The 15274-nt window shown below is 65.7% G+C and carries 22 protein-coding genes and 1 tRNA gene; 14 read left to right on the top strand and 9 right to left on the bottom strand.

Translation table 11 applies throughout. From position 1 onward, the window contains the following. A partial coding sequence (locus PSV40_RS04880) for a methyl-accepting chemotaxis protein (protein ID WP_300534908.1) occupies positions 1-434 on the top strand: 434 nt, incomplete at its 5' end. A 74-nt stretch (positions 435-508) separates the two neighbouring features. On the opposite strand, the gene PSV40_RS04875 is transcribed toward PSV40_RS04880, so the two are convergent. Next, complete coding sequence (locus PSV40_RS04875; RefSeq protein WP_300534905.1) at positions 509-1228, bottom strand: SOS response-associated peptidase family protein; 720 nt, start codon at positions 1226-1228, stop codon at positions 509-511. A 178-nt stretch (positions 1229-1406) separates the two neighbouring features. On the opposite strand from PSV40_RS04875, the gene PSV40_RS04870 reads away from it, so the two are divergent. From PSV40_RS04870 to PSV40_RS04825, 10 genes are all read left to right on the top strand, one after another. Then, entirely contained in the window at positions 1407-1625 is a 219-nt protein-coding gene (locus PSV40_RS04870) for a hypothetical protein (protein WP_096697881.1), read from the top strand. Between the two features lie 118 nt (positions 1626-1743). Beyond that, on the top strand, positions 1744-2592 hold the full coding sequence (locus tag PSV40_RS04865; RefSeq protein WP_300534924.1) for a M23 family metallopeptidase: 849 nt from the start codon (positions 1744-1746) through the stop codon (positions 2590-2592). Between the two features lie 254 nt (positions 2593-2846). Next, entirely contained in the window at positions 2847-3374 is a 528-nt protein-coding gene (locus tag PSV40_RS04860; protein ID WP_300534902.1) for a hypothetical protein, read from the top strand. A gap of 611 nt (positions 3375-3985) precedes the next feature. Continuing rightward, a complete protein-coding gene (locus PSV40_RS04855; protein WP_300534899.1) occupies positions 3986-4711 on the top strand; it encodes a haloacid dehalogenase type II in 726 nt (241 codons plus the stop codon). Positions 4712-4790: 79 nt separating this feature from the next. Continuing rightward, positions 4791-5264, top strand: coding sequence for a YeeE/YedE thiosulfate transporter family protein (locus PSV40_RS04850; RefSeq protein WP_300534897.1), 474 nt, complete (start codon positions 4791-4793; stop codon positions 5262-5264). 55 nt (positions 5265-5319) lie between these two features. Then, positions 5320-5727 carry a DUF6691 family protein gene (locus PSV40_RS04845; protein WP_300534894.1) on the top strand — a complete coding sequence of 136 codons (408 nt, stop codon included), beginning with the start codon at positions 5320-5322 and terminating at the stop codon, positions 5725-5727. Then, a complete protein-coding gene (locus tag PSV40_RS04840; protein ID WP_300534891.1) occupies positions 5724-6296 on the top strand; it encodes a pseudouridine synthase in 573 nt (190 codons plus the stop codon). Before PSV40_RS04845 ends, PSV40_RS04840 begins: the two co-directional genes overlap by 4 nt. 32 nt (positions 6297-6328) lie before the next feature. Continuing rightward, entirely contained in the window at positions 6329-6970 is a 642-nt protein-coding gene (locus tag PSV40_RS04835) for a transcriptional regulator (protein WP_300534889.1), read from the top strand. Next, positions 6954-7361 (top strand): hypothetical protein, encoded by a 408-nt coding sequence (locus tag PSV40_RS04830; protein WP_300534886.1) that lies wholly within the window; start codon positions 6954-6956, stop codon positions 7359-7361. The genes PSV40_RS04835 and PSV40_RS04830 overlap by 17 nt, the downstream gene beginning before the upstream one ends. Beyond that, entirely contained in the window at positions 7358-7981 is a 624-nt protein-coding gene (locus PSV40_RS04825; RefSeq protein ID WP_300534885.1) for a class I SAM-dependent methyltransferase, read from the top strand. Before PSV40_RS04830 ends, PSV40_RS04825 begins: the two co-directional genes overlap by 4 nt. A gap of 28 nt (positions 7982-8009) precedes the next feature. Here the strand turns inward: PSV40_RS04825 and PSV40_RS04820 are convergent, their stop codons facing one another. The 8 genes from PSV40_RS04820 to PSV40_RS04785 form a co-directional block, all read right to left on the bottom strand. Then, positions 8010-8546 (bottom strand): DUF2242 domain-containing protein, encoded by a 537-nt coding sequence (locus PSV40_RS04820; protein WP_300534921.1) that lies wholly within the window; start codon positions 8544-8546, stop codon positions 8010-8012. Between the two features lie 242 nt (positions 8547-8788). After that, positions 8789-9766 carry a sodium-dependent bicarbonate transport family permease gene (locus tag PSV40_RS04815; protein ID WP_300534882.1) on the bottom strand — a complete coding sequence of 326 codons (978 nt, stop codon included), beginning with the start codon at positions 9764-9766 and terminating at the stop codon, positions 8789-8791. A 122-nt stretch (positions 9767-9888) separates the two neighbouring features. Next, positions 9889-10404, bottom strand: coding sequence for a universal stress protein (locus tag PSV40_RS04810; protein ID WP_300534879.1), 516 nt, complete (start codon positions 10402-10404; stop codon positions 9889-9891). After that, the gene (locus PSV40_RS04805; RefSeq protein ID WP_300534877.1) at positions 10401-11375 is read right to left on the bottom strand and encodes a TerC family protein; all 975 of its coding nucleotides are present in this window, start codon (positions 11373-11375) and stop codon (positions 10401-10403) included. The genes PSV40_RS04810 and PSV40_RS04805 overlap by 4 nt, the downstream gene beginning before the upstream one ends. A gap of 249 nt (positions 11376-11624) precedes the next feature. After that, complete coding sequence (locus tag PSV40_RS04800) at positions 11625-12131, bottom strand: universal stress protein (protein WP_300534874.1); 507 nt, start codon at positions 12129-12131, stop codon at positions 11625-11627. Positions 12132-12335: 204 nt separating this feature from the next. Then, positions 12336-12698, bottom strand: a complete 363-nt coding sequence (locus PSV40_RS04795) for a TerB family tellurite resistance protein (RefSeq protein WP_300534871.1) — start codon at positions 12696-12698, stop codon at positions 12336-12338. An 87-nt stretch (positions 12699-12785) separates the two neighbouring features. Further along, a complete protein-coding gene (locus PSV40_RS04790; RefSeq protein WP_300534869.1) occupies positions 12786-13058 on the bottom strand; it encodes a zf-TFIIB domain-containing protein in 273 nt (90 codons plus the stop codon). Positions 13059-13092: 34 nt separating this feature from the next. Next, complete coding sequence (locus tag PSV40_RS04785) at positions 13093-13422, bottom strand: HPF/RaiA family ribosome-associated protein (RefSeq protein ID WP_300534866.1); 330 nt, start codon at positions 13420-13422, stop codon at positions 13093-13095. Positions 13423-13519: 97 nt separating this feature from the next. On the opposite strand from PSV40_RS04785, the gene PSV40_RS04780 reads away from it, so the two are divergent. The 3 genes from PSV40_RS04780 (at position 13520) to PSV40_RS04770 (ending at position 15257) form a co-directional block, all read left to right on the top strand. Further along, a complete protein-coding gene (locus PSV40_RS04780) occupies positions 13520-14416 on the top strand; it encodes a LysR family transcriptional regulator (protein ID WP_300534864.1) in 897 nt (298 codons plus the stop codon). 72 nt (positions 14417-14488) lie between these two features. Further along, positions 14489-14564 (top strand) — tRNA-Ala (locus tag PSV40_RS04775). A 27-nt stretch (positions 14565-14591) separates the two neighbouring features. Beyond that, a complete protein-coding gene (locus PSV40_RS04770) occupies positions 14592-15257 on the top strand; it encodes a GDSL-type esterase/lipase family protein (protein WP_300534861.1) in 666 nt (221 codons plus the stop codon). Positions 15258-15274 lie beyond the last annotated feature (17 nt).

The raw sequence follows: 15274 nt of genomic DNA, 5'->3' as shown, positions 1-15274 counted from the left end.
GCAAACAGGTGGCCGAGGCCGGCAAGACCATGGACGAGATTGTGGACAGCGTCAAGCGCGTGACCGACATCATGGCCGAGATCACGGCGGCCAGCCAGGAGCAGACCCAGGGCATCGAGCAGATCAACCAGGCGATCACGCAGATGGACCAGGTGACGCAGCAAAACGCGGCGCTGGTCGAGGAAGCGGCAGCGGCTGCGTCCTCGCTGCAGGAGCAGGCCAGCGGGCTCAGTCAGGTGGTCAGCGCCTTCAAACTGAACCAGCAGCAACAAGCGGGTCATGGGAATTCGGCGCGGCACACAAGCCACAACCAGCCGCATGAGAAACCCATGCAGCCGCCCCGCGCCAGACAGGCCGTGGCTGCCCCCGTGCAGCGGCAGTTCAGCCATGCGGGTGCACTCGCTACCGCCACCGGGAGCTGGGAAACGTTTTAAGCGCTTTGGTGCATTTGGGGAGCCCGCAAAGCCCCACCCCGGCACGACCGGCGTGCCGTTCGCAGGAAAGTCGGTTATTTCTCGACCGGGTTGGCGGTCAGCCAGTTGGCCGGATAGGCCCGCATGAACTCCCGGGCCTTCTCGGGGCGGGCGCTGAGCCAGGCATCAGACGCTCCCTCGTTCAATATCGCAACCATGCGTTTTTCATTGCCGGGCTGCTGGTAGCGGCTCATCAACGCGTGGCTGTTGGCATTGACCGTGAGCAGGGTGTAGCTGATGATGACTTCGCCGTCTGCCCCCGTCCAGCTTTCCCACAGGCCCGCCACCCCCATGGGTTTGCCGTCTACGCGGGCAATGCGGGTGGACACAGCCTTGCCGCTGCGCCAGTCGTCTTCCATGAAGGCCATCATCGGCACAATGCAGCGCTGCCCGGCCAGCCAGGCGTCGCGGAAGTTGTTGGAGGTGGTCACGGTTTCCGAGCGGGCGTTGACCAGTTTGGTCGAACGCAGCTTGGCGTCGGACGCCGACTTGACCCAGCGCGGCACCAGGCCAAACTGACCGGCCACCAGCTCACGCACCGGCGCCTCACGCGCGGGCTTGTCAGCGTCTGCGGCCTCTGCAACCTCCTCTTCGATCTCTGCGATTTCCTGCGCCTCTGCGGCCAGGGCCGCCCGAATGAACACGCCCGGTTGGCGCGGCCACACCTTGCGCCCCACCGGTGAAGCGGGGGCGGCCACATGGTAGGCATCGGGGTAAAGCGTGGCGGGGTGAAGGCTTTCGTATTGGGTACTCATGCGCTGATGCTATCGCAGTGCGGCCAGCGGGCGCTGCAGAACGGCCCCGCAAGTCGCGTCCTTCGCCGACACACAAGGCCTGTCTCCGCGCGTAATATGTTTTCTGCGGCCTGTCAGTTAGTGCAACACTGCACTCGCGGCCGTTCAAATCATTCATTCACCCATCCAGGAGATTGCCATGCCCCAGTTCGCCATGATTACCGGTGACGTGACTTACACACCGGGTGACGGTGCGCCCATCACGATTCCGCAGGTGCGCGTGGAAGTTGCGCTGTCGTTCGACAGCGCCACCCTGAGCTGGGAAGATGCGCCGGGCATCGCCGGCCTGACGGCCATTCCCATCACCCAGTTTGACGACTATGTGAAAGACGGCAAGATCACCTGGATACCGGAATAAGCCAGCAAACAAGCAAGACAACCTGCCCAACCGCATCGTGCCCACCCGCCCTTTTCTTCCCTCCTCCGCGCCCTTACCCGCGCCTTCCTCCACGCTGTTCAACCGCCGCTGTGCCCTGCTGGCCGGCATGGGTTTGCTGGCCTGGCCAGCCGCGCGCCTTGCCGCCGCGCCAGCCGCGCCGTCCCCGTCTTCCTCCGGCATCTGGCCGCGCGCGCTGGCTGTGCCCGGCGGTGTGGCCCGGCTGTCGCTGGGCCCGGCGGCGCTGCGGCCGGTGGCGCATCTGGCACACGCCGACGGCGACATCCCCTTGCTGGTGGTAGGCGACGTGATCGAGTGGACGGCGCTGGTGGGTATCACGCTGTCGGCCGCGCCCGGTGAGGCCAGCATTGCCGTGCAGGCGCCCGAAGGCGGCCAGCGGCAGCTGAGTTACACGGTGACGCCCAAGCGCTACAGCGAGCAGCAGCTCAAGGTCTCGCCGCGCACGGTGGACCTCTCGCCGGAAGACCTGGCGCGTTACGAGCGCGAGCGCGCGCACCAGGCGGTGGTGATGGCGACTTTCAGCCAGCCCTTGCCGCAGGCCCTGCGCATGCAGGTGCCCACGCCGGGACGGCGCTCCAGCTCGTTCGGGCTGCGGCGCGTGTTCAACGGGCAGGCGCGCAGCCCGCACAGCGGCATGGACATCGCGGCCGGCACGGGCACGCAGGTAGGGGCGCCGCTGCCGGGCCGGGTGATTGACACCGGCGACTACTTTTTCAACGGCAACACGGTCTGGCTGGACCATGGCGGCGGCTTGCTGAGCATGGTCTGCCACCTGAGCGCCATCGACGTGCAGCAGGGCGATGTGCTGAAGGCCGGCGAACGTGTGGGCGCCGTGGGCGCGACCGGCCGCGTGACGGGGCCGCACCTGCACTGGGGGGTGATGCTGAACCGCACCATGGTGGATCCGGCGCTGTTTCTGGCCGCCTGAGACCCGGCGCCGCCGGCGGGACCGGCCTGCGGGCGAGTGCTCATGCTGTTTGTCAGGCACCACCACCTACATGCCAAATGTGCCTCCAGCCCAATACCTGCGTGCGCTGGCAGCTACCAAAAGCGTAGCAAATTTCCCGCCTGGAGCCAGTCGCTGCTGGCTCTGGATGCCCGCCCCTAGCCCATTAGGTCGCAAACACTAGGGGAAACCCGCATGATTGGACCATTGTTGATCCACTTCCCAAGGAAACCCCCATGAGCGCCAAAAACCTGTCTACCGTTGCTGCCGACCTGATCGAGTCTTACGGCAACACCGCCAAAAACGTGATCGATGCCTACCGCGCCGGCGGCGAGCGTGTGGTCAGCGAGCTGGAGCAGCGCTGGAACCGCGCCTTGAAACAGTCGCGCTCGGAGCTGAGCGCCGAAGTCGCCAAAAACGCCACGGCCGCACAGCTGGCCTTCAGCGCGCTCTACAGCAAGGGCTTGACCCTGAGCTCCGACGGCGCCGAGCAGGTGGTGAGCCAGCTGGTGAAGCTGGCTGAAACCGGTGTCGAGCGCGCAGCCGCAAACGCCGCGCTGTTTGAAGAAAAAACCGGGGTGAACACGCTGACGACCCTTGCCACAGCGACCGCACCCGGCGCCCTGGCGCTGAGCAAGCTGGCCGCGCAGATCGAGCAGAAAACCGCCGACCTGGCCGGCAAGATCGCCGGTGAAGACGCGACCACCGTCAAGTCCAAACGCAGCTCGGCCTTCAGCCAGCGGCGCGCAGCCAAAGCCGCCTGATCCGGCTTTTTGAGGTCACCAGTCAGTTCGCTGCATGCAGCGCGCTTTTCTTGCCCCCCTCGCCCCTTGGGAGAGGGTTGGGGTGAGGGCCAGCAAGCCACAACCTGCGATAGCTCTACGCGCAGGCCGTCAGCCCTCACCCCGCCCTCTCCCAGGGGGAGAGGGAGTAAAACCGGCCCAGACGACGTGTCCAACTCGGCCTTCAGCCAGCGGCGCGCTGCCAAAGCCGCCTGATCCGGCTTTTTAAGGCGACTACTCACGTCGCTGCACGCAGCGCGCTTTTCTTGCCCCCTCGCCCCTTGGGAGAGGGTTGGGGTGAGGGCCAGCAAGCCACAACCTGCGATAGCTCTACGCGCAGGCCGTCAGCCCTCACCCCGCCCTCTCCCAGGGGGGGAAAGAGTAAAACCAGCCCGGACGACCTGCGCAGCTGATTTTTGAGGAAAAAGTGGCTCCAGCCCTTGAGGGGCGGGCGCCGCCAGCTATTAAATATGTAGCACTCTTCGCCCGGAAAGGTAGCCACCTTTCCGGGCGTTGGTCTTTTTCATCGGCAGCTTGAAGGGGCCCAGCGTGTGGTGCGTGTCGCCGGCACCCCGTGTGCGGATAATGCCCAGATGAGCACACCGCCCCCACCCACTCGCGCCCAAACGCTTCCCCAGGTTCTGGCTTTTGATGTTTTTGGCACCGTCGTGGACTGGCACAGCGGCATCACGCGCGAAGTGCAGGCCCTGCGGCCAGATGTGGACGGCGACGCGTTTGCGCTGGCCTGGCGCGCCGGCTACCAGCCGGCCATGCGCCGCGTGATGTCGGGGGAGCTGGGCTGGACGCTGATTGACGACCTGCACCGGCTGATTCTCGACAGCATCCTCGGCCAGTTCGGCCTGACCAACCTGAGCGAGGCGCAAAAGCAGCACCTGAACAAGGCCTGGCACCGGCTGGACCCGTGGCCCGATGTGGTGGCCGCCCTGACGCGGCTCAAGTCGCGCTTCACGATCTGCACGCTGTCCAACGGCAACATCGGCCTGCTCACCCACATGGCCAAACGCGCGGGCCTGCCGTGGGACTGCATCCTGTCGGCCGAAGTCTTTCGCGCCTACAAGCCCGACCCGGCCACCTACCTCGGCGTGGCCAAGGTGTTTGACCTGGCCCCCGCCGACGTGATGCTGGTCGCCGCCCACCAGGATGACCTGGCCGCCGCCCGCGCCTGCGGCCTGCAGACCGCCTACATCGAGCGGCCGGCCGAGTTCGGCGCGGCGCAGCCCAAGGACGTGTCGCCCGACCCCGCCAACACCTGGCACGCGAAAGACCTGCTGGCCCTGGCGGACCAGCTGGGGTGCTGAGGCCGGAGGCACCGATGGCGAATCCCGCATGGCAGCATCCAGCGGCAAGAAGGCCTGCGCTCACGGATAATTCTTTCCCATGAACCTTTCCCTCTCTCTCTTCCCCCTCGGCTGGCAGCACTACCTGCTCGGCGGCCTCATCATTGGCTTGGGCACGGCGCTGCTGTTCGTGCTGACGGGCCGCATCGGCGGCATGAGCACGGTGTTCTCCAGCACCTGGTCCTTCGTGCTGCGCCGGCCGTTTTTCCAGCAGGCGCGTTTTGTCAAGTCGCGCGGCTGGCGGCTGGTGTATGCGGCCGGCCTGATCCTCGGCGCGCTGGTGTGGTGGCTGGGCTTTGCCGGCGGCAAGCCGGAAACCACGGCGGTGCCGGTGTGGCAGTTGCTGGTGGGCGGCTTTTTCGTGGGTTACGGCGCGCGGCTGGGCAACGGCTGCACCTCGGGCCACGGCATCTGCGGGCTAGGCTCGCTGCAGCTGCCCTCCCTGATGGCGGTGTTGACCTTCATGGCAACCGCCTTCCTGACGGCCAACCTGGCTGCAAGGTGGCTCGCATGAACCGCTGGGCCGTTCCCAAGGTGAATGCCGCAGCGCGTAGCGCGGAGGTTGCGCAATGAGCGCCGCACGTGGCCTGGCCACGCTGGCGGCGGGCGCCCTGTTTGGCTTCGGCCTGTCGTACTCGACCATGATCCGGCCCGAGGTGGTACTGAGCTTTCTGCGCTTTGAGGACTTCGGGCTCATGCTGGTGATGGGCGGTGCCGTCGTGGTGGTGGCGCTGGTTTACAAGCTGGCGCCCCGGCTGCTGGCCCGGCCGCTGCTGGACGACCATTTCCACACCCACCCCAGCGCCTGGAACCGCGACACCGCGGTGGGCGCGGCGCTGTTCGGCGTGGGCTGGGGCCTGTGCGGCGTGTGCCCCGGCCCGGCCATTGCGGGCCTGGGCGCGGGCAACTGGGACCTGCTGTGGGCGCTGGCCGGCATTGCGTTGGGCGCGCTGGTGCATGGGCTGCGGGCCAAGTGAACGACAGCCCTGCCCGCCTCATTCTTTTCAACAAGCCCTATGGCGTGCTGAGCCAGTTCACGCCAGAAGGGCGCTGGCGCGGGCTCAAGGACTTCATTGCGATCCCGGACGTGTACGTGGCCGGCCGGCTCGATGCCGACAGCGAAGGCCTGCTGCTGCTGACCGACAACGGCAGGCTGCAGGCCCGCATCAGCGACCCGCGCTTCAAGATGGAAAAAACCTACTGGGTGCAGGTCGAAGGCGTGCCCGACGAGGCCGCGCTGCTGGCGCTGCGTGCGGGCGTGCAGCTCAGGGACGGCCTCACGCTGCCGGCCCGCGCCCGCCTGCTGGTGCCGCCGCCCGACGTGTGGGAACGCGAGCCGCCCATACGCACGCGGCAAGCCATTCCCACGGCGTGGATCGAGCTGGTGATTCGCGAAGGCCGCAACCGCCAGGTGCGGCGCATGACGGCGGCCACGGGTTTTCCGACGCTGCGCCTGATCCGCGCCGCCATCGGCCCCTACCGACTGGACGGCCTGGCACCGGGAAGCTGGCGGGAACTGGAACATCAGGAAGCCGGCGGTCCCTGACTTAACGCTGGCCAAAGATTCCCATATTGGGTATGATCGAACCCAATATGGGTACGAAACAAGCACCTCCCCTTCCCGCAAGAAGTCTGGCCGACGCCCTTTTCCCCAAGGTGCGCCAACGCGTGCTGGCCGTCCTGTTCGGCAACCCGGCTCGCAGTTTTTACGCCAATGAGGTGATTGCGCTGGCGCAGTCCGGCACCGGGGCCGTTCAGCGCGAGCTGGCGGCATTGACGGAGGCTGGCTTGCTCGTCTTCAACAAGCAGGGCAACCAGAAGCACTACCAGGCCAATACGGCTGCCCCGGTCTTCGATGAGTTGCGCGGCCTGGTGCTCAAGACCATGGGAATGGCCGACGTGCTGCGTGTGGCCCTGGCGCCGCTGGCCGCGCAGATTGAAGGCGCCTTCATCTATGGATCGGTGGCCAAACAGCAGGATACCGCCCAGAGTGATATCGACGTGATGATCGTGAGCGCCAGCCTGGCTTATGCCGATGTGTTCAGCGCGCTGGAAAGCGCCACCCACCGGCTGGGCCGCAAGATCAACCCCACGCTCTACACCCAGGCGGATATCGCCAGGCGCATCACCGCGGACAATGCATTTCTCACGCGGGTCATAACGCAGCCCAAAATATGGCTGATGGGAAACGAGGAAACACTCCATGTCCGAAGCGCTTGACAACTTGTGCGGCCCTGGCAAGCAACTGCAAGCCGAGGCGCCCGATGCCCAGGAGTTCGCGGGCCTGGTGCGCAGCGGCATGGCACGACTGAACGACGCACGCAACACCTCCCTCGCGCTGGAAAGCCGCTTTGACCTGGCTTACAACGCCGCGCACTCATTGAGTCTGGCCGCGCTGCGCCGGCTGGGCTACCGCGCGAGCAACCGCTACATCGTGTTCCAGGTACTGCCGCATACGCTGGGACTCGGGCCCGAGGTGTGGCGCGTGCTGGACAAATGCCACAACATGCGCAACCGGGGTGAATACGAAGGCCTGCTGGATGTGGATGAGCGGCTGGTCACCGACTTGGTCGTGGCCACACAAGCTGTCGGTGAGGCGTTGCCAGCATGAGCAGTTCCTGGTACGACCGCCACATCCTTCCCCGCGCGCTGGACTTTGCCTGCGGCCTGCCGATGCTGGGCCGCCAGCGACAGCTGGTGGTTCCGCTGGCGCGCGGCCGCGTGCTGGAGGTGGGCGTAGGCACGGGACTGAACATGCCTTATTACGACAAGGCCCGCGTCAGCCGCATCATCGCGCTGGACCCGGCGCTGGAGCTGCACCCGCTGGCGCGCGAGCGCATTGCGCAGGCCGGGCTGGACGTGGAGCTGCTGGCGCTGTCGGCCGAAAAAATTCCCTTGCCCAACGCGAGTGTTGACACGGTGCTGATGACCTACACCCTGTGCACGATCCCCGACCCGCTGGCCGCGCTGCGGGAAATGCGCCGCGTGCTCGCGCCCGGTGGCCGGCTGCTGTATTGCGAACATGGCCGCGCGCCTGACGCCTCGGTGCGGCGCTGGCAGGAACGGCTGCAGCCGTTGTGGGGCAAGGTGGCCGGCGGCTGCCACCTGGGGCGCGACATCCCGGCCCTGCTGCAGGAGGCCGGCTTTGTGCTGCCTGACCTGCAGACGCGTTACCTGCCCGGGCCGCGGCCCTTCACCTTCCACTACTGGGGCGAAGCCCTGCCGGCCTGAACACGCCCCGGACACGGTCTGAGCGGCTCTACTCGGTGTCGCCCATCACCAGGTAACGCCTGACCAGCTCAAAGAAGCTGTCATAAAACGCGTCGGAGCTGATGGTTTCGCTGCTTACCTTGACCAGCGAGTCGTTGCTGGCGCTGAAGGGCAACGAGACCGACCCGATCGCCCCCACCCCGAGGCTGGCCGAGTTGTTGCTCTTCTTCAGGGCGTAGGTGTCCTGCAGGGCGGTGACAAAACCCAGGCTGACTTTGCCATCAACGCTTTCCGGCGCGCACACCACGCGAATGGCGATTTGCAGGTGCGCCTCCGGCTCGGGCTGGAAACTTTTCTGGGCATCCACCAGGTCTTTCCTGGCGGTGTTGATGAGGTAGCCCTGGCTCAGCAGCGCGCGCCGTGATGCCTCGCAGGTCTGCGCGGGCGTGGCGTCGAACATGCGCGAGTAGGTGGCGGTTGATGCGAACTGCTCCTGCAAGGGAAACTGCTTGATCGGGGCTGCGCAGCCTGCCAACAGGCCGGCGAGTGCGCACAGGCCAAGCCGGCCTGCAGGTGGAAAACGCATGCCAAACAGGTTCAAAGCCGGGTACTCCTTGGCATCAGCCTTCCACGGCGCCAGGCGTGCCGGAGCGCCCCGGCAAACCGGTGCGGGCATACACACAACGCGGCCTCATCCATGCAAACCAGCGTACCACAGCGCACGGCGATTGATCTCCCGCCGGGCTTGGTTGCCGCCACATGGGCAATGTAAAAAAATGCAAACCCGCCGGACAGACCACCACTTGCGCACCGGGGTGCGACCCGGCCTCAGGCCAGCACGTGTTGTGCCACGGCGGTGTAAACCGGAATGCCGAGCAGGATATTGAGCGGAAAGGTCAGGCCCAGCGACATGCCGATGTACAGCGAAGGATGGGCTTCGGGAATCGCGTGGCGGATCACGGCCGGCACGGCGATGTAGGACGCACTGGCGGCCAGGACCATCAGGAGCGCCGTGTTTCCGGCCGAGATGCCGAGCACCACACCCATGAGCAGCGCCAGCCCCGCATGGACCGGGGGCGCAGTCACGGCATAGGCCAGCAACCAGGCGGGCCTGCCACGCAGTTCACCCATGTTGCGTGCGGCGAGCAGACCCATGTCCAGCAGGAAGAAGGCCAGCATGCCCTTGAACAGGTCGCCGGTGAACGGCTGCATCGCGGCTTCGCCGTCCGCGCCACTCAGCAGGCCGATCACCATTGCGCCGAGCAACAGCAATTGCGAGCCGTCGGTCAGCGACTCGTGCAGCAGCCGACCGGTGGTGCCTGGCGACGGAGCGTGCGCCCCTGCTGCAGCAAGGCTGGCACGCTGGCGTACCCGGTTGGCCAGCAGCACCGCCATCACGATGGCCGGCGATTCCATCAGCGCCATGGCCGCGGCCATGTGGCCGCCGAAAGCGATGCCCTGCGTTTCGAGATGCTGCACCGCTGTAATGAAGGTCACCGCACTGACCGAACCATAGGTGGCCGCGATGGCTGCCGCGTCGTAGCCGCTCACGAAGCGGCGCAGCAGCGCGTAACCCGCGAGCGGCACCAGCACCGCCAGCGCCAGCGCACAGCCCAGGGTCACGGCAACCTCGGGCGTGAGGCCCGAACGCGCCAGCGCAAAGCCGCCCTTGAGTCCGAGCGCCATCAGCAGGTAGAGGGACAGGAAGCGCGAGATCTGCGCCGGGATCTCGAGGTTGGACTTCACCGCCCCGGCAAAGAGGCCGAACACGAAGAACAGGATGGCCGGATCCAGAAAGCCCTGCATCAGGGGCCCTCCCGCGGTCCGGCCGCGGCCGTCATGCCTTGTCGAGGGCCAGCGGCTTGCCCCTTGTTTTCCAGAGCGAGACGATCACGCCGCCGGCGATCAGGCATGGACGCGCGCATGCGTCAACGCACGATCAGCACGGGCAACCTGGCCAGGTGCACGACCCGGTAGGCTACCGAGCCCAGCAAGAGGGATTCGGTGGCGGTCAGCCCGCGCGAGCCGATGGCGATGCCGCGACTGCCCAGCGCATCGGCCAGGCTTGCGATCTCCGGCGCACCCTCTCCCATGACGACATGCAGGCGCCAGCGGACGGCCGCCGCGTCGAGCAACTGGCGCGCCTGCGCCGTGGCTGCCCATCCGCGCCGCGGCAGTTCGGTCTCCGCAGCCTCTTTGTTCAGCCAGGGCTGGACATGCACCAGATCAACGCCGGCGCCTTTCTCCAGTGTCGCCAGCCCCGCGACCATCGCGACGGCGCGCAACGAGCACGCCGAACCATCGACCGCCACCAGCCAGCGCGCGCTGCCGGTGTCGGCATCGGCGCCAGCGCCGTGCCAGGTCATGGCGACGAGCCTTCCCATGTCATCGCGCCGCTCAAGGGCTGGTGCGGGCACGGTGTCCTGTGTCGCAGCATTGGTCATGAATCACTCCTGGAAGGTTGGCGGGCAGTCATCTTCAAGCTGAGGACAACGGAAATGAGAATGATGGAGCCCACGATCAACAGCGACCACTGTACCGGCATATGGAACCAAGGCATCGCCAGCATCTTGCCTCCGATAAAGACCAGCACCAGCGCCAGGCCGTACTTGAGCAGATGAAAGCGTTCAGCCATGTCAGCCAGCAGAAAGTACAGCGCCCTCAGGCCCATGATGGCGAAGATGTTGGAGGTGAACACGATGAACGGATCGGTGGTCACCGCGAAGATGGCCGGGATGCTGTCCACGGCGAACACCAGGTCGCTGGCCTCGATCATCATCAGCACCAGGAACATTGGCGTCGCATAACGCAGGCCATTGATGCGCACAAAGAAGGCCTCGCCATGAAAGCCCGGGGTGATGCGCATGTGGCCGCGCAGCCAGCGCAGGAAGGGATTCTTCTCCAGATCGGGCTTTTGCTCGGCCATGACCAGCATCTTGATCCCGGTCACCACCAGAAACAGGCCGAACACGTAGAGCACCCAGGCAAACTCCGACACCAGCCAGACGCCGGCCATGATCATGCCGGCGCGCATGACAATCGCGCCTATCACGCCGTACAACAGCACGCGGCGCTGCAACTCCGGCGGAACGGCGAAGTAGGTGAAGATCATCACGAACACAAACATGTTGTCCACGGACAGGGTCTGCTCGATCAGGTAGCCTGTGAAGAACTCCAGGGCCTTGCGGTTGGCGATCTCGCGGCCGGCTGTGCCGTCCAGGTACCACCACAACAAGGCGCCGAATGTAGTGGCAAGAAGCATCCAGGCCACCACCCAGCTCCCGGCCTCCTTGACCGAAACACGGTGGGCCTTGTTACCACCGAGTACAAACAAGTCCAGCGCAAGCATGGCCAGGACGAAGGCGATGAAGCCGGCCCACATCGGGCCGGTGGCGAAAGATTCAATATTGCTCATGGGCACACCCCGGACGTCGCGTGCGTGGCTGGTCTTCTTCGGAAAGGCGTGATTGAAGCGGGTGTTTTCATGGGTTGTCAGGTGGTGTTATGGGTCAGCAAGCAAAAATCTGGTCGAGGGTCGCTTTGGGTCAGCGCGAGAGGGTTTGGGGCGGCCTACCGCCGGTCGTCAGCGTTCCAAGAGGCGGGACCATGCCGCGCGCAGAACTCCTGGCAGCGTGTTCGCGCCATTCGGTGCAACTGAGCCACATCACTCGGCCGCCATTCCCAGAACGAGGAGGCCCGCCCCAACGCCTGCCGGAATGCCAACACGCTCCAGGCTCGAGGCGGCGTCCCCGGCAATCACCTCCACGGGCACCGTCGCGCGTTCGATCACCTGGTTGGTGACCGAGTCCTCGACCCAGCGAACCAGCGAACTCTTGCGCGCGGTGCTCATCACGATGCGATCGCATCGGAGCCGGCGGGCCGCATCCGCAATGCAATCGGCCCGCTCGCCGACTTCAATATGGACGGTGTAGGCAATGCCGGAGCGGTCCAGCGCCTGCCGCGCGGGCTCGAGCGCCTTCCTGGCCTGCTCTTGATGGAACGCCATCCGGTCCTGCCTGCTGGTGAAACGGGCTACTTGACTCGAAAACGGCCGTCGTATGTTGAGCAGGTGGATTTCAAGCTCGCGATTCTTCATGAACTCCCTCGCAACGTGACGCACGCCGTGCAGTGAATTGGGTGATCCATCGAACGGGAGAAGAACTCTTGACATGGCGTTACTCCTTCGATCGACCTGTTTAACGTGACGATATTCAACGGCAGAATGGGTCAGGCCAGCCACACTGCGGCAGCCGTCAGAACGCCACCCGCACCGCAAGCGGCCATGAGCTTTGCATCCCGCTTGTTATCAGCCAGACATTCGCGCCAGGCGCACCACAGGATCAAGACGCCCAGCGCTGCGAGTGGAAAGGCGTATTCACTCATGCTCGCCCCGCATTTCCAGCATCGCGCGCTGCAGGCCCCAATGCTCGACCGCTGCCACGAGCACAATCGACTCACCCTCGGTCACATGGCCGTCGGCCTCCACCACGGCGGCACACAGGCTGATGAGCTTGCGTCGCAGGTCGGGGGCGTCGATCTCCGCCATCAGTTCGCCCAGCGTGCGCGGGTCCACCCGGCACATATCACTCCAGCCGGAATGCGCTGCCGAGAGGAGATCCTCGCAAAGCGTTTGGACAACCGAATGGAACTCAGCCTTGCCAAGTCCGATCTGCGCATGCACGTCCAGCCGGTCAACTGTGTCCAGTTCTTTTTTGCACAGACTTCCATCAGCAAGCATGGCGAGCGCAACAATGCGCGCGGCGGCTTGGGGGCTATTTCGGGGATAACTTCTCATGGGGTGTGCTTTCTGCTTTGGCAGGGACGCTCAGTCGAAAATTTCGCTGAGCCAGGACTTCTGCCGGCGCGGGTAGCCGCGCTTGCCGTGTCGGTAGTCCGAGTCCACAAAGTCGGGTTGAACCTGCTGGGCCGGTTGCACAGCAGCAGGCCGGGCGGCAGGCGCTGCGGCGGAAAGGTCGAGCAGCTTGTCGAGCTCTCCCCGGTCCAGCCAGACACCCCGGCACTGGGAACAGTAGTCAATTTCAACGCCCTGCCGTTCGGACATCAGCAGGGTCGCATCGGGGCAAACGGGGCATTTCATGGGGTGTTCCTTTCAGGGGTTCATACGGCAGCGCTCAGCGCGGGTGAGCAAGGGCGCGGCGACGGGGGCGGACGGGCTGCAACCTGAGCAGCAGCGCCCGCACGGCGCGCGACAACGCACTTTGCAGTGCCGATCCCCAGTCGCGGGTGATCGACGTGACCACCACCGTGCCGGCGCCTTCGGCGGTCAACTCGACCTGGCAACGCTTGTCGATGCCGTCCCGGGCGCCTTGCACGTCCGACATCTGCACCCTGGCGCGCGGCGCGAGCCAGTCGAGCGGACGTGTGGCCTGGCGCACCCGGCGCACGGCAAACCCGCGCAGACGCTCCAGCCAGGGCTCGCGCGATTCAAAAATAATCTGCATGTGGCACTCCTTCGCTTTGGAAGGTTCCGACGATACAGTGACACGTACTTCCTTAAAAGCAGATAATGGCGAAAAAATACTTCTGAAAAACAGAACAATGAGCAAAGATTTCAACTACCGCCACCTCTACTATTTCTGGGTCGTGGCCAAGGAAGGCGGCATGACACGCGCCGCCGACCGTCTGGGCATGGCGGTGCAGACGGTCAGCACGCAGGTACGCGAACTGGAACGCTCGCTGGGCTATGCCCTGCTCAAACCCGAGGGCCGCGGCGTGGCGCTCACGCCGGCAGGCGCCGCGGCCATGCGCCAGGCCGAGCAGATTTTCCAGCTCGGCGAACAGTTGCCTGCCGCGGTGCGCGAGGCAGCCAGCACCCCGACCGTGCGGCTGGCGGTGGGCATCTCCGACGGCCTGCCCAAACTGGCCGTGCGGCGCCTTCTGCAGCCGGTCATGCACGAGCCCAGGCTCAGGCTGCTTTGCCACGAGGACGAGTTCGAGGACCTGCTCGGTGACCTGGCGCTGCACCGGCTCGATGTGATCCTGGCGGACCGGCCCGCGCCGCCCAATCCCAACGTCAAGCTTTACAGTCACCCGCTCGGTTCGTCCCCGCTGGCCTGGTATGCGCCGCCTTCGTTGTATACCGCGGCGCGCAGGGGTTTCCCGCAGTCGCTGGCCCGGGTACCTGTGCTGCTGCCCACCAGCCACGGCGCAGTGCGGGCCCCGATTGACCAGTGGTTCGAGCGGCTGGACATCACCCCCAACATCGCTGGCGAGTTTGAAGACAGCGCGCTGCTCAAGACCTTTGGCGCGGCCGGGATGGGCGTCTTTCCGGCGGCCGAGCTGGTGCAGGAGGAAATGACCGAGCGTTACCAGGTCAGGCGGGTGGGACCTTGCGAGGGCGTGGAAGAGCACTTCTACGCCCTCGCCGCGCACAAGAAGCTGCTTCACCCGCTGGTGCAAAAGCTGCTGGCGGCCGCCCGCCCGCGTCACGCCTGAACCGGAAAGCGGAAAGCCGGCCCGGGCGGGGGCTGGCGGCGCGCTGCGCAGTTCGCTAGAATTTGCGAGTGTGGGGGGGTAGCTCAGCTGGGAGAGCGCTGCGTTCGCAATGCAGAGGTCGGGAGTTCGATCCTCCTCCTCTCCACCAGAGTTTTTCTTTCACTTCGTCAGCTTCATGCATCCCTTGCCCCACCCGGCCGCCACCACGCGGCGCCAGTGGCTGCTCTGCAGCCTTGCCGGCACCTTGGTGCTGGCCACCGGTTGCTCGAAATCGGCCAAAACCACGGCCAGGACATTACCGAAGGACGCCACGCTGTTGTGCCTCGGTGATTCGCTGACCTTCGGTTATGGCGCGCCGGCGGACACCGCCTATCCGCCCTTGCTCGAGCACTTGACCGGCCATGTGGCGCAGAACGCCGGCGTCAATGGCGACACGGCTGAAGGCGCACTGGCGCGTCTGCCGGCGCTGCTGCAGGCCAACACGCCGGGCCTGGTGCTGGTGTCGATTGGCGGCAATGACTTTTTGCGCAGGCTGCCGCCGGAGCGCACGCGGGCCGCGCTCACGTCCATCGTGCAAACCGCCGCGGCCAGCGCGCAGGTGGTGTTGATTGCGCAGCCCGAGCCGGCGCTGATGGCGCTGGCCACCGGCGCGCTGAAAGACCATGAGCTGTATGCCGAAGTCGCCAGCGCCACCGGTGTGCCGCTGTTCGCCGGCGGCTGGGCGCATGTGCTGTCGCGGCCCGAGTTGCGCTCGGACCAGATTCACGCCAATGCCGAGGGCTACAAGGTGTTTGCCGAACGCCTGGCCGCCTGGCTGCGCGAACAGAAATACGTGGCCTGAGCCCCCGGCCAGGTACA

The sequence above is a fragment of the Polaromonas sp. genome, assembly GCF_029945925.1.
In the GTDB taxonomy this organism is placed as follows: domain Bacteria; phylum Pseudomonadota; class Gammaproteobacteria; order Burkholderiales; family Burkholderiaceae_C; genus Polaromonas.
Note: the sequence above shows the minus strand (reverse complement) of the source record. Positions and strands in the feature narration are given on the sequence as shown.

What these genes read in the sequence shown, in the direction of transcription:
- PSV40_RS04875 (WP_300534905.1), bottom strand. Translation starts at nt 1,228, where the DNA reads ATGAGTACCCAATACGAAAGCCTTCACCCCGCCACGCTTTACCCCGAT.
- PSV40_RS04870 (WP_096697881.1), top strand. Translation starts at nt 1,407, where the DNA reads ATGCCCCAGTTCGCCATGATTACCGGTGACGTGACTTACACACCGGGT.
- PSV40_RS04860 (WP_300534902.1), top strand. Translation starts at nt 2,847, where the DNA reads ATGAGCGCCAAAAACCTGTCTACCGTTGCTGCCGACCTGATCGAGTCT.
- PSV40_RS04855 (WP_300534899.1), top strand. Translation starts at nt 3,986, where the DNA reads ATGAGCACACCGCCCCCACCCACTCGCGCCCAAACGCTTCCCCAGGTT.
- PSV40_RS04850 (WP_300534897.1), top strand. Translation starts at nt 4,791, where the DNA reads ATGAACCTTTCCCTCTCTCTCTTCCCCCTCGGCTGGCAGCACTACCTG.
- PSV40_RS04845 (WP_300534894.1), top strand. Translation starts at nt 5,320, where the DNA reads ATGAGCGCCGCACGTGGCCTGGCCACGCTGGCGGCGGGCGCCCTGTTT.
- PSV40_RS04835 (WP_300534889.1), top strand. Translation starts at nt 6,329, where the DNA reads ATGATCGAACCCAATATGGGTACGAAACAAGCACCTCCCCTTCCCGCA.
- PSV40_RS04830 (WP_300534886.1), top strand. Translation starts at nt 6,954, where the DNA reads ATGTCCGAAGCGCTTGACAACTTGTGCGGCCCTGGCAAGCAACTGCAA.
- PSV40_RS04825 (WP_300534885.1), top strand. Translation starts at nt 7,358, where the DNA reads ATGAGCAGTTCCTGGTACGACCGCCACATCCTTCCCCGCGCGCTGGAC.
- PSV40_RS04820 (WP_300534921.1), bottom strand. Translation starts at nt 8,546, where the DNA reads ATGCGTTTTCCACCTGCAGGCCGGCTTGGCCTGTGCGCACTCGCCGGC.
- PSV40_RS04815 (WP_300534882.1), bottom strand. Translation starts at nt 9,766, where the DNA reads ATGCAGGGCTTTCTGGATCCGGCCATCCTGTTCTTCGTGTTCGGCCTC.
- PSV40_RS04810 (WP_300534879.1), bottom strand. Translation starts at nt 10,404, where the DNA reads ATGACCAATGCTGCGACACAGGACACCGTGCCCGCACCAGCCCTTGAG.
- PSV40_RS04805 (WP_300534877.1), bottom strand. Translation starts at nt 11,375, where the DNA reads ATGAGCAATATTGAATCTTTCGCCACCGGCCCGATGTGGGCCGGCTTC.
- PSV40_RS04800 (WP_300534874.1), bottom strand. Translation starts at nt 12,131, where the DNA reads ATGTCAAGAGTTCTTCTCCCGTTCGATGGATCACCCAATTCACTGCAC.
- PSV40_RS04795 (WP_300534871.1), bottom strand. Translation starts at nt 12,698, where the DNA reads ATGCTTGCTGATGGAAGTCTGTGCAAAAAAGAACTGGACACAGTTGAC.
- PSV40_RS04790 (WP_300534869.1), bottom strand. Translation starts at nt 13,058, where the DNA reads ATGAAATGCCCCGTTTGCCCCGATGCGACCCTGCTGATGTCCGAACGG.
- PSV40_RS04785 (WP_300534866.1), bottom strand. Translation starts at nt 13,422, where the DNA reads ATGCAGATTATTTTTGAATCGCGCGAGCCCTGGCTGGAGCGTCTGCGC.
- PSV40_RS04780 (WP_300534864.1), top strand. Translation starts at nt 13,520, where the DNA reads ATGAGCAAAGATTTCAACTACCGCCACCTCTACTATTTCTGGGTCGTG.
- PSV40_RS04770 (WP_300534861.1), top strand. Translation starts at nt 14,592, where the DNA reads ATGCATCCCTTGCCCCACCCGGCCGCCACCACGCGGCGCCAGTGGCTG.